Below are 14,362 nucleotides of genomic sequence, written 5' to 3'. Positions count from 1 at the left end.
TGTAAATAATTATTAAACTTAAAATACGATGAATTACCGTACTATTCTAAATGATTACCTGCCAATCGAGCAGGGAGATTTTATGTTGAGGTATAAGATAAACGGCAGGGGGTATGTGCTGTTCTCTCCGAAAAAGGATATGGTTTCCTGCATCGAATTGTACAACTTCTCAGAGATAAGTCCCATGCAGTTGGCCTTGTTGCTGACCTTTCAGCCCAAAGACGAGCAAGATGAGTTTTCCTTTTCCGCAAGCTGTACGAAGGAACAGATCATTGATTACTTGTTTGATGTGAAGGAAAGCCAAGGTTGTGCGAAAATCCGCCATACTTCCGGTTTGCAGGGGTATCTTTTGTATGATTTGGCAAAAGCGGATAAGGTCAGAAACTTGTTCCAGTTTGATCTGGAGAAGAAAGAATCCCGTCTGTTGTTTGACAGCAGAAACTGTGCCGCTTCTTTACGTGGGGATTGCCAAGGGAGCGTCATCCACCTGTGTTGGAATCCTTGTGTATTCCACTCCATTGAAAAGGGGGGAGAACCGGATGCACCGGTTTATCTGTTGGCTTCTTCTTCTCCCGTTGTATGCGGTTACGTGCTGAAGCAGATAGAAAAGTGTTTTTCCTCTGTGGAGAAAGAAAAGCGTATAATCGGCATTCATGTAGGGGATGAGGTATCTGAAGCCTTTGATTTTATATGTTATTATGTCCGTAATGTGCAGGATGATTATGCCGTTATCGTTGAAAGGAAAGACGGAATGGTCATTTTAGAAATGTTGCAATGGAATCCTATCCGTTTGGCTAACTTTGTGGCTACATTAAATAAAACGGTTTCCGAACAGACGAAGAAACGTTATCCGGATATGGATGCTTGTGAGGTCAGACCGTTTGCTTGTTTTTCTTTTGCTCGGAAATCGTTTGTTTCTTTCCCAGATGTGAAGATGTATCTGGATGTGTTTTTGAAGTCATATTTGGGGATGGCGAAATTGAAAGAAATTCTTTTATTATAGATATTGTTTGTTCTGAAATGTTGCTTTGATTAGTTATTTATTCTTCAGTTAAATACTTTCTTTAGAAAAGGTAAAAGCTGAAAAACGGATAAAGAACAGGAAAAGGAACTTCAACGCATTCAGGAAGAAAACGACCATTGCGTAACGAAATCAAAGACTTGCAAGTCTACAAAAAATGCATGCCGGGAACTTTGCCCGTGTACGTGACGAACAAAAGACTTTCGAAAAATACAATCAACGATAAAGAACGGCAATAAAAAAATACTGCCTCAGAATGTATCCGAGGCAGTATCTATGCCATAAAAATTACTTGCTAAAATTTAAAGTTGCAATCGTTCCAGATGATGGAGTTATACCTGTTGCTTTAAATTCCCATTTATACTTTCCATCCTGCATTGCCTCTGAATCTGCATAAGAAGTCCAAGTAAAATACGTATTCCATAATGATCCTGTTCCGCTAAAAGCAACTGTTTCTGGAGTTGTGGTATTATCATCAGGATTTACTTTTGCATTTTTGCTATTTACCGTAAAATAATAATATCCAGAAACAAAAGAATCCTTTATAACTGACATACGAATTGTACGAGTCGCATCTAAAAATTCATTTGTCGTTTGCGTAGAGCCACCATAAACCATCAAAGTAGATGGAATAGCACGAGAAGCTATAACCTTAACATTATCATCAAGTTTAAATTCAAAGTTTGCTTTTCTAACATTCTTCACAACAGTTTTTCCTTCAACAGAAAGTACTAAATAAGCAATATTTGGATCAGCCATAGCTTGCGCCACTTTAGCGTTTAATTCGTTTAATTCCTTTTGGCATTTTTCAACATTAACCGGGCTAACTTTTTCTAATTCCTCAAAATCAGAATTTGTCACATAAGACAAAGCTCTTGTCTTTTTATTTTCATTGAGATAATACTCATTTGTAGCCTCATTTATGTCAATGAAACGAGATAGAATTTCCATATCCGTATGAGTATCTCTCACAGAATTCTTTACAATACCATCATCCTGAGTACATGACGACATGAAAAATCCAGCAACCAAAGTAGCACAAACAAAATAAAAATTTTTCATAAAAACCTCCTTTATAATAATTATTTAACAGTTTAATATGAATGTACTATACAAAAATACAATTAATTTTGCATATGTACAAAATATAGATTCATTTTTATATGAGAAAATTTATCTTCATACTAATAATTGTAATATTCCCAACTGCTTGTATAGAAAAAACTGGGTATTACAATGCTGGTGAAAATCGCATCATATCACTAATATGTGATATAACATGGGCTAAAGATATAATTTATAATGACAATGGAAGTACATATCAAGAAATCTACCAATTTAATCGTGATGGAACATTCCAACGATTAATCATCACGACAAGTAATAACGGTGCAGAAAACACTGGCACACTAAATGGACAATGGTCCTTTTATGACCCAGCCTTTAACACTATTTATTTTGGGAACAAACATTATTGGGATATAGACAAACTTAACGAGAAAAAATTTGCATTTTACGACAGAAGCGGCGAATTTGGAGAAATAGGCATGTCAAGAACATATAAAGAAATGACTCCTTACAGTAAAAATAAATAAACTTAAAACTTGAATGGCCGAGAGATTTAATTGACATTTCTATAAAATTCGTCTATATTGTTTGGCTTTTCGTGCTAAATTGTAGCCATAGACGCGAAGGCCACTCTCCGTCTCGTACGCCATCGGCAAACCTGATGGCGATACAAACGGATAACTATATAGCCCATACAACACAGCAATGCTAACTTCTTCTGGCGGTCCAGGAACAAACCTCAAAACAGCTTCCGGCTCCTGAAATCATAGCAAAGGCTACAGAAGAAAAAGCAAAAGCTGAAAAACGGACTGAAGAACAGACAAAGGAACTTCAACTCATTCAGGAAGAAAGCAACCGGTTACGTAACGAAATCAAAGAGCTGCAAGCCTACAAGGAAAAGGCATACCGGGAACTGTGCCGGGTACGCGATGAACAAAAGACTTTCCAAAGTCTCTCAGTCAAAAGACATTAGACTTTAGTAAGATATTGATCTCATCGAACATAGATTGGATAGCGTTGAAATATGCATGTCCAAGATGAAACCTAAAGGTAAAGAGCTTACCACTGCTGAAAATATTAAGCGAATTGCCGGAATCAAGATTAAAGTGGAGCATACCATAAGCCGTATGAAAAATGTCGTATGGTTAAAGAACTATTTTGATGCCATAAATTCGGTTTCGAAGATATGGTGATTCTTGTTGTTTGTGAGTTACATAACTTCAGAATCAATCACAAAATGAGACATGTAACAAATTAATTTATATAATGTTTATTACTTGAAAAGAGTTTTGTAGAAAATTCACTATATTTGTATCATGATAGTTATATTTTATTGGTAAAAAGAATCTTTCTATTTTTCTTTTAGTAATGTATAAGAAATATGTTAAATAAGTTTCCTGCATATACTCAATTGGATACTATGGATTGTGGTCCAACTTGCTTGAGAATTATTGCTAAATATTATGGTAAAAGTTTTTCGTTACAAAAATTAAGAGATTATTGCCATATTGATCGTGAAGGTGTATCTCTTCTCGGTATAAGTGATGCAGCGGAAAGGATTGGTTTCCGTACAATGGGGGTAAAAATTAGTTTTGAACAGTTGTGTAATGAGGTTTCTTTTCCATGTATAGTGCATTGGAATCAATGCCACTTTGTTGTAGTATACAAAATTGAGAAAAAGAAAAATGAGACTTATATTTACGTTTCTGATCCTGCTTCTGGGTTGTTAAAATATAAAAAAGAGCAGTTTCTAAAGTGCTGGGCGCAAATTGTGTTGCAAAATTCTGGTAATAAGTCAATTGGTATAGCTTTATTGTTGGAACCAACTCCAAAGTTTGCAGAACAAAAAGATGAAAATGCTAGGTTGAATTTTAAGAACCTATTAAAATATTTATTTCCATATAGGCGTTTTATTGTACAGCTTTTTTTAGCGATGCTTACTGGCAGTATAATAAGTTTGATATTGCCATTCCTTACTCAGTCAGTTATAGATGTTGGTATTGGAGTAAGTGATTTGAGTTTTGTTATAGTTGTCTTGATTGCACAGATTGTTTTGGTACTAGGTCAGATGGCGAATGAATTAATACGTAGTTGGCTAATGCTCCATATGACAACAAGAGTCAGTATTTCTCTTATATCTGATTTCCTTGCTAAATTAATGAAACTTCCGATTTCTTTTTTTGATTCTAAAATGGTGGGAGACATTATGCAGCGTATAGGAGATCATAGTCGTATTCAATCCTTTCTTACAGGCTCCTTGCTCAGTATCATGATGGCTACAGTTACATTTGTTGTATATGCATTTAGAAACTGTTTTGAATTGATTCAAGAATAATGTTATAAGCATCTTCAGATCTCAAATCAGCCGGTCAATTGGAAAAATGTTATATCTTTAAAGGTACCAAACAATAAAGTTATGACACAGTATCCAACCGACCTGACTGAAAAACAGTGGCAAGTTATAAAAAATATTTTAGAGCCGCAAGCGAGGAACCGAAAACATCCGCTTAAAGAGATAATGAATGCCATCCTTTATATCAACAAGACCGGCTGCCAGTGGCGTATGCTTCCTTCTGACTTCGCCCCTTGGCAAACCGTCTATTACTACTTCCGCAAGTGGAAGCTTGAAGGTGTGTTTGAAGAGGTGATGGATGCCTTGCACTCCCTTATCCGTAAACAGGCGGGACGGGAGGAAAGTCCCAGTCTTGGCATCATGGATTCCAGAAGCGTAAAGACTTCCCATCATGTTGATTCTGACCGTGGTATAGACGGGAACAAGAAAATCAAGGGACGGAAAGAGCACATCATAGTCGATACGCTTGGCCTTCCGTTAGCCGTCACAATCCATGAAGCCAACCTGCATGACAGCAAGGGCGCCCCACAAGCCATAGAAAAACTCGCTTATAAATTTCCGCGCTTGGTTAAAATATTGGCGGATGGAGGCTACAGGGGAGATTTGGCTGATTGGGTCAAGAAGAAATTCGGATGGATATTGGAGGTCGTACTCAGACCGGACGAATGTCCATCCAAATTTCAAGTACTGCCCAAACGCTGGATTGTGGAACGCTCTTTCTCATGGCTGGAAAACTTCAGAAGGCTGACCATCGATTATGAATTCCTTGCTGAAACCGCAGAAGCTATGGTACAGATTGCATTCATCCAAATCATGCTTAACAAATTTATCGAATGAAATCAAAACAGCTTCTTATTATGGGAGGTTATAACATAGAAATTCTTGGAATTTTCATGTTGGGCAGTATTCTTTATGTGATATGGGTTCTGCTTTTTATGAAGAAAAGAAGAAAATTGGATTATATGCGCTTTCAGGAAGCATCAGCCAATCAGAGTAGTATTGTTCAGTTAATAACTGGTATGCAGGATATTAAGTTGAATGGTTGCGAAAAACAAAAAAGATGGGAATGGGAAAGAATACAAGCAAGGCTATTTAGTGTCAGCGTAAAAAGTTTGGTTCTAGGACAGACGCAACAGGTTGGAGGTACATTCATTGATCAGACCAAGAATGTATTCATTTCTTTTTTGGCTGCAAAAGCTGTGATAAACGGAGATATGACTTTAGGCATGATGACTGCAATGCAATATATTATAGGTCAGCTGAATGCTCCTATTTCCCAATTTATTACTTTTGTTCAGGAAGCTCAGGATGCCAAAATATCATTGGAGAGATTAAGTGAGATTAATGATAAGAAAGATGAAGAAGATAATGACCGGGATTATATTAATGAGATTCCTGATGATGCTGATATTGAATTTAAAGATGTAGTTTTCCAATACAATGGTCCTCATTCAGAAAAAGTCTTGAATAATATAAATATAAGAATACCACATAATAAAGTAACAGCGATTGTTGGAGCGTCAGGAAGTGGTAAAACAACCATGTTGAAGATGATGCTTGGATTTTACGAACCGGTTTCTGGAGAGGTTTTATTAGGAGGATATAAAATTTCCGACTATAGTCCTACAGTTTGGAGGAAAGAATGTGGAACAGTAATGCAGGAGGGATTTGTTTTCTCTGATACGATATCGAATAATATTGGAGTTTCAGACGAAGTTCCTGATATGGCCAAGATAAAACGAGCAGTAAAAATAGCTAATATTGATGATTTTATTAATGGGCTTCCGCTCAGATATAATACCAAAATCGGAGCCGAAGGTAATGGTGTAAGTACAGGACAACGACAGAGGTTGCTTATTGCAAGAGCGGCATATAGAAATGCACGTTATTTATTCTTTGACGAAGCGACAAATTCTCTTGATGCAAACAATGAAAAAGTCATAATGGAAAATTTGAATGAACTTTTTGAAAACAAAACTGTGGTTATTGTTGCTCATAGATTAAGCACTGTGAAAAATGCCGATAATATAATAGTTTTGAACAAAGGGAAAGTTGTTGAACAGGGAACACATAAGGAACTTACCCAATTACAGGGATGTTATTATAATTTAGTTAAGAACCAACTAGAATTAGGAAACTGATAAACTAAGATATAGAATATGCCGCATGATACTAATTTTCATAGTGAAGAAGCTCAAGAAATTTTAGGAAAGATACCATCATGGATTATACGGTGGGGCATTACATTGATATTCCTAATTTTTTTGGCAATTATAATTGGATGTTGCTTTATAAAGTATCCAGAAAGAGTTAACGGTACGGTTACCATAACAACGGTATGCTCACCCATTGATGTCGTTTCAAAAAGCTCAGGCAACATTGAACGAATATTTGTGAACAATGGTGATTCAATAAAAAGTAATGTAATTCTTGGTGTTATACATTCTAATGCTAATTACAGGGATATTCTTGCTGTTGAACGAGATGTTATGCAGGTTAATGATTCTGTGTTGAAGTTTGCTGTATTTGATAACTGGATATATAAACTATATGACCTTGGCGATTTACAAAGTGAATGGACTTCATTCTCTTCGGCTTGTTTAAAGTATCGTGATTATATAAAACGAGCTGTTATAGAGCAGAAGAAAGGACTATTGAAAGAACAAATAGGCAAACAGACTGAGTATTACTCCCAGATGAAAGATCAAGCTGATATTTTGAGGAACGATTTGAAGTACGAAGAAAAAGACTACAGACGTGATTCTTCATTGTTCATTCATAAGGCGATTTCGGAAACCGAATACGAAGAATCAGCTCGAAAATTGCTTCAGACACGCAATAATGTTGTTTCATTTGAAGCTCAAATGACATCGACAGAATTGTCTATTTTGCAGAACAGACAACAGATAATAGAATTATCTATACAACAGGATGATGAAGTACTGGAAATGGAGCAAAATATAAATAATAGCAAGGAAAAATTGCTTGCTTTAATTAAAAACTGGAAATTATCAAACCTGTTAGTGTCTCCTATTGATGGCACTATCTCTTTTGTTAGGAAATGGGATGAAGGACAATTTATTAATACAGGGGAAGCATTTTTGACAGTAGTACCAAAGAAAGACTATAAGGTTATTGGCATTGTTAAAATACCACAAGAAAATTTTGGTAAGATTGAAAAAGGACAAAAGGTAAATGTTAGATTAAATGGCTATCCTTATATGGAGTATGGTTTGCTGATAGGGGTTATCGGATATTTGTCTTCTGTTCCAGAAGAAGCTACAGATCAACAATCTTCTCCTCAATATACAGCAGAAATCGTTTTTCCTAATGGTATGAAGACTTCTTATAGAAAAGAACTAAGGCTTATTCAAAAGATGAATGGAACCGCAGAAATAATAACAGAAGAGCGTAGTCTAATGATGCGTTTAATTGATCCTATTATTGCATTGTTAAAAAGTGGTATATAGATGAAATCTTATCTTTGGCTTATAGCATTTTTAATTTTCTCTGAGAATATGTCATATTCTCAGGAGAATAATCGTTTGCAAAAATATTGGACTTTGGAAGAGTGTATTCGTTATGCTTTGGAAAATAATATTGAATTAAAGTCTGAAAAGCTTTCTGTGGAAGAAAGCAAAATATCTTTTTCTGACAGCAAATGGGCTTTTGCTCCAAATGTTTCAGCCAGTACTTCATATAATCTTTCAATAGGTCGTGTTCTTGATGAAACTACTTATGAATTTGTAACGAATCAGATGATGGAAAGTTCTAGTTCATCCGTCTCTGCAAATATATTGCTTTTCGATGGTTTAAAAAGCTTACGACAACTGCAATACTCTAGATTAAATAAGGAAGCTGCTGCATTGAAATACAAAAAGGCTGAAAATGATTTGTATCTAAACATAACAGCTTATTTCTTGGAGACTCTTTGTGCGCTGGAGAATATTAAGAATTGTACGAGTATCGTAGAGTCGTTAAAAGAACAAGAAGAATTAGTATCTGTAAAGGTCAATCATGGCAAAGTTACTGAAGCCGATTTATTGCAAATTCAATCAAAACTTGCGGATGCTGAAAATACACTTTTATCCGCGGAGCACAGTTATGATTTGTCCAGAATGAACTTATGTCAGCTTTTGGAGATTAAGAATTATACATCTTTTATTCCAAGTGTAGAAAATACAGATAGTATAGAATTTTCCTCTTATAGTCATACGGATATTTTAGGAGGAATTGATTTTCTACCGGAAATCGCTTTGGCAAAAAAGAATATTGAGTTGTCTAGAAAGAGTATACAAATCTCAAAAGCCCAATATTACCCAACTTTGTCACTAAGTTTAGGTTATGGAACAAGTTTTTCCAGTGCAAGACAAAAAGTTTTGCAAAATGAAGATGGTTCATATCTATATAGTCCATATTCTTTTGGGGAACAATACAAAGATAATGCTAATCAATATATATTGTTAAATTTAAATATCCCCTTATTTAGAAGCTGTTTTGATTTCATTCGATAAATTTGTTAAGCATGATTTGGATGAATGCAATCTGTACCATAGCTTCTGCGGTTTCAGCAAGGAATTCATAATCGATGGTCAGCCTTCTGAAGTTTTCCAGCCATGAGAAAGAGCGTTCCACAATCCAGCGTTTGGGCAGTACTTGAAATTTGGATGGACATTCGTCCGGTCTGAGTACGACCTCCAATATCCATCCGAATTTCTTCTTGACCCAATCAGCCAAATCTCCCCTGTAGCCTCCATCCGCCAATATTTTAACCAAGCGCGGAAATTTATAAGCGAGTTTTTCTATGGCTTGTGGGGCGCCCTTGCTGTCATGCAGGTTGGCTTCATGGATTGTGACGGCTAACGGAAGGCCAAGCGTATCGACTATGATGTGCTCTTTCCGTCCCTTGATTTTCTTGTTCCCGTCTATACCACGGTCAGAATCAACATGATGGGAAGTCTTTACGCTTCTGGAATCCATGATGCCAAGACTGGGACTTTCCTCCCGTCCCGCCTGTTTACGGATAAGGGAGTGCAAGGCATCCATCACCTCTTCAAACACACCTTCAAGCTTCCACTTGCGGAAGTAGTAATAGACGGTTTGCCAAGGGGCGAAGTCAGAAGGAAGCATACGCCACTGGCAGCCGGTCTTGTTGATATAAAGGATGGCATTCATTATCTCTTTAAGCGGATGTTTTCGGTTCCTCGCTTGCGGCTCTAAAATATTTTTTATAACTTGCCACTGTTTTTCAGTCAGGTCGGTTGGATACTGTGTCATAACTTTATTGTTTGGTACCTTTAAAGATATAACATTTTTCCAATTGACCGGCTGATTTGAGATCTGAAGATGCTTATAACATTATTCTTGAATCAATTCAAAACAGTTTCTTAGTAATTCGACTGTTAATTCCATAAAAAAAGCTAAGTTGGAACTTAAACGTAATGAGTATGCTTTCTATACGGTAAGGAAACAGGTCGAGAAAGAACTTACTCAGGCAATGATGGATGTAGAAACTGCATGGAAGAAATTTCAAGGGTCAAAGAAATATCTGTCTTCTGCCAAAGAAGCGATACGACAGATAACGCTAAAATTTGAAACTGGAGCCGCTGGTATTTTAGAATATAATGATGTTATGTCTTCTCTAATTGATGCTCAGACTCAGTATCTTTCTACTAAATATGAATATCTTTTCAAAATTAAAGTACTAAGTTTGTATCAAAACGAATTTGTAATAAGATAAAAAAGCTCAGAGTTAAGGAATAATATATATTTAACGTCCTTACTTCGATATATATTCATACTTACATAAATAAATTTAGACAGTGTCCCTCAGATACAGCCCTTGAAAAATTGGTTTATCTTGCATACCGCAACATAAGAAGTGGACTATGACATTGGCCAATTGGGCTACAATCTCACAGCAACTGGCATAAAGTTTGGAGAACAATTTTAATTATTGTAATTTTCGCTCATCGATACGGGTGATTTCGCCCCTTGGTGCTGACCGTTTCGACCAATGAGTTTTCTACTGAAAAATAATGCGTGATACAGTTTATTTTACACTATCCATATAGTGTGTGGTAAGTTAAATGTTGTTTTGATAATTATTTGTGATTTTATTTCGTAAGTTATGGAAATAATCTATTTTTGTAAGTCAGAATTTATAATATTCATTTTGTTTGAAACTTAATTCTAAAAATATGGGAAAAGAATGTTTTATCTATTGCTTATTTTGTTTGCTTTGTATTTCATGTTCAGAAAATAAGCAACCAGCTCCAGAGCATAAATTGACGGTAGAAATTGAAGGTATTGATTATGACTCATTGTTCATTTACCGTTTTTCTCCTGGTGATTTCTCAAAACTGAAAATTGCAGGTGAAAAAAAAGGAAAAGGGAAATGGCTTTTCTCTATCCCTGATACTGTATATAATAATCTAGTAGACTTTGAGTTTGTCCCACAAACTTTTGATTATAATAAGAGTACTAGTTATCGGATGGTATTTCAACAACAAGTTAATGGTAAACTTTGTAATTTGCAGCAGTTAAATTTCAATGATTCTTTGGATTTTATTTTTATTAAATATAAAGAAACAGTCATACACGATAGTATTTTTATGTCCGCTCCCAATGGGGAATTGGTGTGTGGTACATACAAGCAGATATTTTTTTCCTTGAAAGAACCGAAAAAGAACCTTGATTTTTTGTTGCGCATGGATGATCCTTATTTCTCCATGTTTTTGGCGAAAGATACAATTTATCCTTATCGGACTTTTTATGATGAATATCTGGATAAAGTAAAACGAAATCCAGATTCAAGATATTATATATCCCGTCTTGCAACCCAACTGAAGTCTTATAAGACAAAAGAAGATATAAAACGTATGTATGATTGTTTTAGTGATAGAATGAAACAGTCTGTTTTTGGTCAGAAAATACAAAAATATTTGGATGAACTTGTTTCCAATGAATTGCTTGAAAATGCTAAGACCGGTAAGCAAGAATATGTTATAGCAGATTCTTCTAGATACACTCTTATTCTGTTTTCAGCTTCATGGTGTCAGCCATGCCATAAGCAACTGCCATTGCAGAAAAAACTATATGCGCGATTGAAAGAAAAGTTGGATATGGTAACAGTTTCTATTGATGAAAAAAATACTGTAGAAGAATGGAGAGCATTTGTAAAAGATAAAGCTATTCCTTGGCGGACTATGTTTTGTCGTGATGTAGAGAGTATCAGAAATACTTATAAAGTTCCTGCTATTCCACACTGTAAGTTGGTTTATCCTGGTTTAAAAGATATGGAAGTATTCGACTTGTGGGATGAAAGCGATGTGGACAGGTTGTGTAGCACTGTAAGTCGTGAGTAACTTAGCATTTACTGAATATCCCTTTTTAGGTAGCTATGGCAAAAACAGCAAAAGCCTTTAAGAATAAAAAGAAGGGTGAAAATTCAAGTTTTGATTCATACGATAGATGGCTTAAAAAGCATGTTCGGCGTACAAGACAAATATATAAGAAACCAACTAATTTGCAATACTTTGTGTATATAAATTAGTTGGCTAATTATTACCGTTTAGTGTATGTCCCTAGCAGGGGAATAGCTAATACATTATGTTTAGTTTATTGTTTTCTTTTTCCGCATAATCAGAAAAGAAATCGATGATGTGAGGATAGAAATTTTTTAGACTTGTATATTGGCTCTGTTTTTTTTCATACTTTCTTAGTAGATAGACAAGTTCAGGCATCCACCTGAAGTTGCGTTGTATTTGCGCTGATAGTTCTTTTCTTACTTCTAACAAAGGATACTTCTTATCCAGCATATAACAAATGACAGCGGCACGTACCAATGATTCGTTTATCATGGTCTTCCAGTTTCCGTATGCTTGTTTTGACATAGCCCATTGAGAGGATTCGAACAAATCTGTAGCAGCTTTTTCAAGTTCTTCTACATGATTTGGATATTTGCTTTCATCCAGTAGATAATTGATAAAGGAATGGTTGAACTCGTGTATTAGGGTGGGAAGATAGTCTTTACTGTACTGTGGTTCATTATCCTTATTAACGAAATAACCCACAATGGCAAATACTTCCTTTTCTTTATTTCTTGCGTGGCGGTTAACGCCATAATTTCCTCCGCCGTTACAAAAGCCGATAATGACTGAAAAGTTTTCTTCTGGCTTATTACCATAAAATGATTCATACCAGCTTATATCCAAGTGATTGAGTACCTTTTCTTTATAATCTTGTATAGCTTTTTTATAAATTTTTGTGTGTGCTTCAAAGAAATCATGAAAGCAACTCTCTTTATAGAAATCGGTCAGCAAGTTAAGAAACTGAGTTTTATCCACTTCGTTCCATCGTTTTTCTAATGTATTGATTTCTTCTTTTATTAAAAAGAAATTATCATTTTCTTTTTGGAGGTGGATAGCCATTGACATGACTGCATCAAAAGAAATGCCATATTGCTTCCTAACTTTTTTCATAAATGGTATAATCGGATGTCTTTTCACAGGACTGAAATGTTGGTCTATATCCTTGATATATTGTCCAGCAATGTCCATGTGGTATTCTGGATATCCAGCCATTCTAGATATAATACTCATTAATTCAACATTTTCATTTACTCGTAGTTCTATATTTTGGGATTTGATATTATTGCATAGAGTAAATGTAAATAATAATATTAGGAATGTTTTTAAATTCATAGTGTTGATTATGTGAAGGAGCTGTCTTATAAATTGAAGACAGCTCCTTTTAAATTGTTATATATGTGCTAAGCACCTGTTATACACTGACAATCATAAGTTGGACCTGAACTAGTTCTGCATACTCCAACATTTCCCATAAAATCAGTACAAGTTCCACTGCAAGAACCTGTTGTAGGACAAGAAGAGCGTACAACTTTGCCGCCTTCAACTTTTTTCAAATCTTCCTTGTTTAAGAAAGAAATGCCTGATAATTTCATCGTTTTCATTGTATATTATTTAATCGTTATATATTTGCATAAAGTTTCAGAAACTGTTTTGAATTGATTCAAGAATAATGTTATAAGCATCTTCAGATCTCAAATCAGCCGGTCAATTGGAAAAATGTTATATCTTTAAAGGTACCAAACAATAAAGTTATGACACAGTATCCAACCGACCTGACTGAAAAACAGTGGCAAGTTATAAAAAATATTTTAGAGCCGCAAGCGAGGAACCGAAAACATCCGCTTAAAGAGATAATGAATGCCATCCTTTATATCAACAAGACCGGCTGCCAGTGGCGTATGCTTCCTTCTGACTTCGCCCCTTGGCAAACCGTCTATTACTACTTCCGCAAGTGGAAGCTTGAAGGTGTGTTTGAAGAGGTGATGGATGCCTTGCACTCCCTTATCCGTAAACAGGCGGGACGGGAGGAAAGTCCCAGTCTTGGCATCATGGATTCCAGAAGCGTAAAGACTTCCCATCATGTTGATTCTGACCGTGGTATAGACGGGAACAAGAAAATCAAGGGACGGAAAGAGCACATCATAGTCGATACGCTTGGCCTTCCGTTAGCCGTCACAATCCATGAAGCCAACCTGCATGACAGCAAGGGCGCCCCACAAGCCATAGAAAAACTCGCTTATAAATTTCCGCGCTTGGTTAAAATATTGGCGGATGGAGGCTACAGGGGAGATTTGGCTGATTGGGTCAAGAAGAAATTCGGATGGATATTGGAGGTCGTACTCAGACCGGACGAATGTCCATCCAAATTTCAAGTACTGCCCAAACGCTGGATTGTGGAACGCTCTTTCTCATGGCTGGAAAACTTCAGAAGGCTGACCATCGATTATGAATTCCTTGCTGAAACCGCAGAAGCTATGGTACAGATTGCATTCATCCAAATCATGCTTAACAAATTTATCGAATGAAATCAAAACAGCTTCTAAATAA

Annotated in this window: 14 protein-coding genes and 1 pseudogene; 11 read left to right on the top strand and 4 right to left on the bottom strand. The window is 35.8% G+C overall.

The genetic code is table 11. The features are described from left to right. The first annotated feature begins 28 nt into the window (after positions 1-28). Positions 29-1,003, top strand: a complete 975-nt coding sequence (locus B5G04_RS16765; RefSeq protein WP_087398103.1) for a hypothetical protein — start codon at positions 29-31, stop codon at positions 1,001-1,003. Between the two features lie 306 nt (positions 1,004-1,309). On the opposite strand, the gene B5G04_RS16760 is transcribed toward B5G04_RS16765, so the two are convergent. Next, entirely contained in the window at positions 1,310-2,083 is a 774-nt protein-coding gene (locus B5G04_RS16760; protein ID WP_087398102.1) for a hypothetical protein, read from the bottom strand. A 101-nt stretch (positions 2,084-2,184) separates the two neighbouring features. Between B5G04_RS16760 and B5G04_RS16755 the strand changes: the two genes are divergently transcribed. From B5G04_RS16755 to B5G04_RS16725, 7 genes and pseudogenes are all read left to right on the top strand, one after another. Beyond that, on the top strand, positions 2,185-2,616 hold the full coding sequence (locus B5G04_RS16755; protein ID WP_087398101.1) for a hypothetical protein: 432 nt from the start codon (positions 2,185-2,187) through the stop codon (positions 2,614-2,616). Between the two features lie 185 nt (positions 2,617-2,801). Continuing rightward, positions 2,802-3,062 (top strand): annotated as a pseudogene (locus B5G04_RS20615) (hypothetical protein); the annotation flags it as partial. Positions 3,063-3,470: 408 nt separating this feature from the next. Then, on the top strand, positions 3,471-4,424 hold the full coding sequence (locus B5G04_RS16745) for a cysteine peptidase family C39 domain-containing protein (protein WP_239414135.1): 954 nt from the start codon (positions 3,471-3,473) through the stop codon (positions 4,422-4,424). A gap of 81 nt (positions 4,425-4,505) precedes the next feature. Further along, the gene (locus tag B5G04_RS16740; RefSeq protein ID WP_087396588.1) at positions 4,506-5,279 is read left to right on the top strand and encodes an IS5 family transposase; all 774 of its coding nucleotides are present in this window, start codon (positions 4,506-4,508) and stop codon (positions 5,277-5,279) included. Continuing rightward, complete coding sequence (locus tag B5G04_RS16735; RefSeq protein ID WP_239414134.1) at positions 5,276-6,583, top strand: peptidase domain-containing ABC transporter; 1,308 nt, start codon at positions 5,276-5,278, stop codon at positions 6,581-6,583. The genes B5G04_RS16740 and B5G04_RS16735 overlap by 4 nt, the downstream gene beginning before the upstream one ends. Before the next feature lie 18 nt (positions 6,584-6,601). Further along, positions 6,602-7,912, top strand: a complete 1,311-nt coding sequence (locus B5G04_RS16730; protein ID WP_087398100.1) for an HlyD family efflux transporter periplasmic adaptor subunit — start codon at positions 6,602-6,604, stop codon at positions 7,910-7,912. Further along, a complete protein-coding gene (locus B5G04_RS16725; RefSeq protein ID WP_087398099.1) occupies positions 7,913-8,956 on the top strand; it encodes a TolC family protein in 1,044 nt (347 codons plus the stop codon). It abuts the gene before it with no gap. Here B5G04_RS16725 and B5G04_RS16720 read toward each other — a convergent pair. Then, complete coding sequence (locus B5G04_RS16720) at positions 8,946-9,719, bottom strand: IS5 family transposase (RefSeq protein ID WP_087396588.1); 774 nt, start codon at positions 9,717-9,719, stop codon at positions 8,946-8,948. The genes B5G04_RS16725 and B5G04_RS16720 overlap by 11 nt on opposite strands. A 91-nt stretch (positions 9,720-9,810) precedes the next feature. Here B5G04_RS16720 and B5G04_RS16715 point away from each other — a divergent pair, with 91 nt between their 5' ends. Beyond that, positions 9,811-10,182, top strand: a complete 372-nt coding sequence (locus B5G04_RS16715) for a TolC family protein (RefSeq protein WP_087398098.1) — start codon at positions 9,811-9,813, stop codon at positions 10,180-10,182. 460 nt (positions 10,183-10,642) lie between these two features. Further along, positions 10,643-11,809: a TlpA disulfide reductase family protein gene (locus tag B5G04_RS16710; protein ID WP_087398097.1), complete on the top strand. Its 1,167-nt coding sequence runs from the start codon at positions 10,643-10,645 to the stop codon at positions 11,807-11,809. Between the two features lie 234 nt (positions 11,810-12,043). On the opposite strand, the gene B5G04_RS16705 is transcribed toward B5G04_RS16710, so the two are convergent. After that, positions 12,044-13,147 (bottom strand): DUF4932 domain-containing protein, encoded by a 1,104-nt coding sequence (locus tag B5G04_RS16705; protein ID WP_087398096.1) that lies wholly within the window; start codon positions 13,145-13,147, stop codon positions 12,044-12,046. 68 nt (positions 13,148-13,215) lie between these two features. Then, positions 13,216-13,416, bottom strand: coding sequence for a hypothetical protein (locus B5G04_RS19470; protein ID WP_143270478.1), 201 nt, complete (start codon positions 13,414-13,416; stop codon positions 13,216-13,218). A gap of 150 nt (positions 13,417-13,566) precedes the next feature. On the opposite strand from B5G04_RS19470, the gene B5G04_RS16700 reads away from it, so the two are divergent. Next, a complete protein-coding gene (locus B5G04_RS16700) occupies positions 13,567-14,340 on the top strand; it encodes an IS5 family transposase (protein ID WP_087396588.1) in 774 nt (257 codons plus the stop codon). The last annotated feature ends 22 nt before the right edge of the window (positions 14,341-14,362 follow it).

This window comes from Bacteroides sp. An51A (assembly GCF_002161565.1).
Classification (GTDB): Bacteria; Bacteroidota; Bacteroidia; order Bacteroidales; family Bacteroidaceae; genus Phocaeicola; species Phocaeicola intestinalis.
Note: the sequence above shows the minus strand (reverse complement) of the source record. Positions and strands in the feature narration are given on the sequence as shown.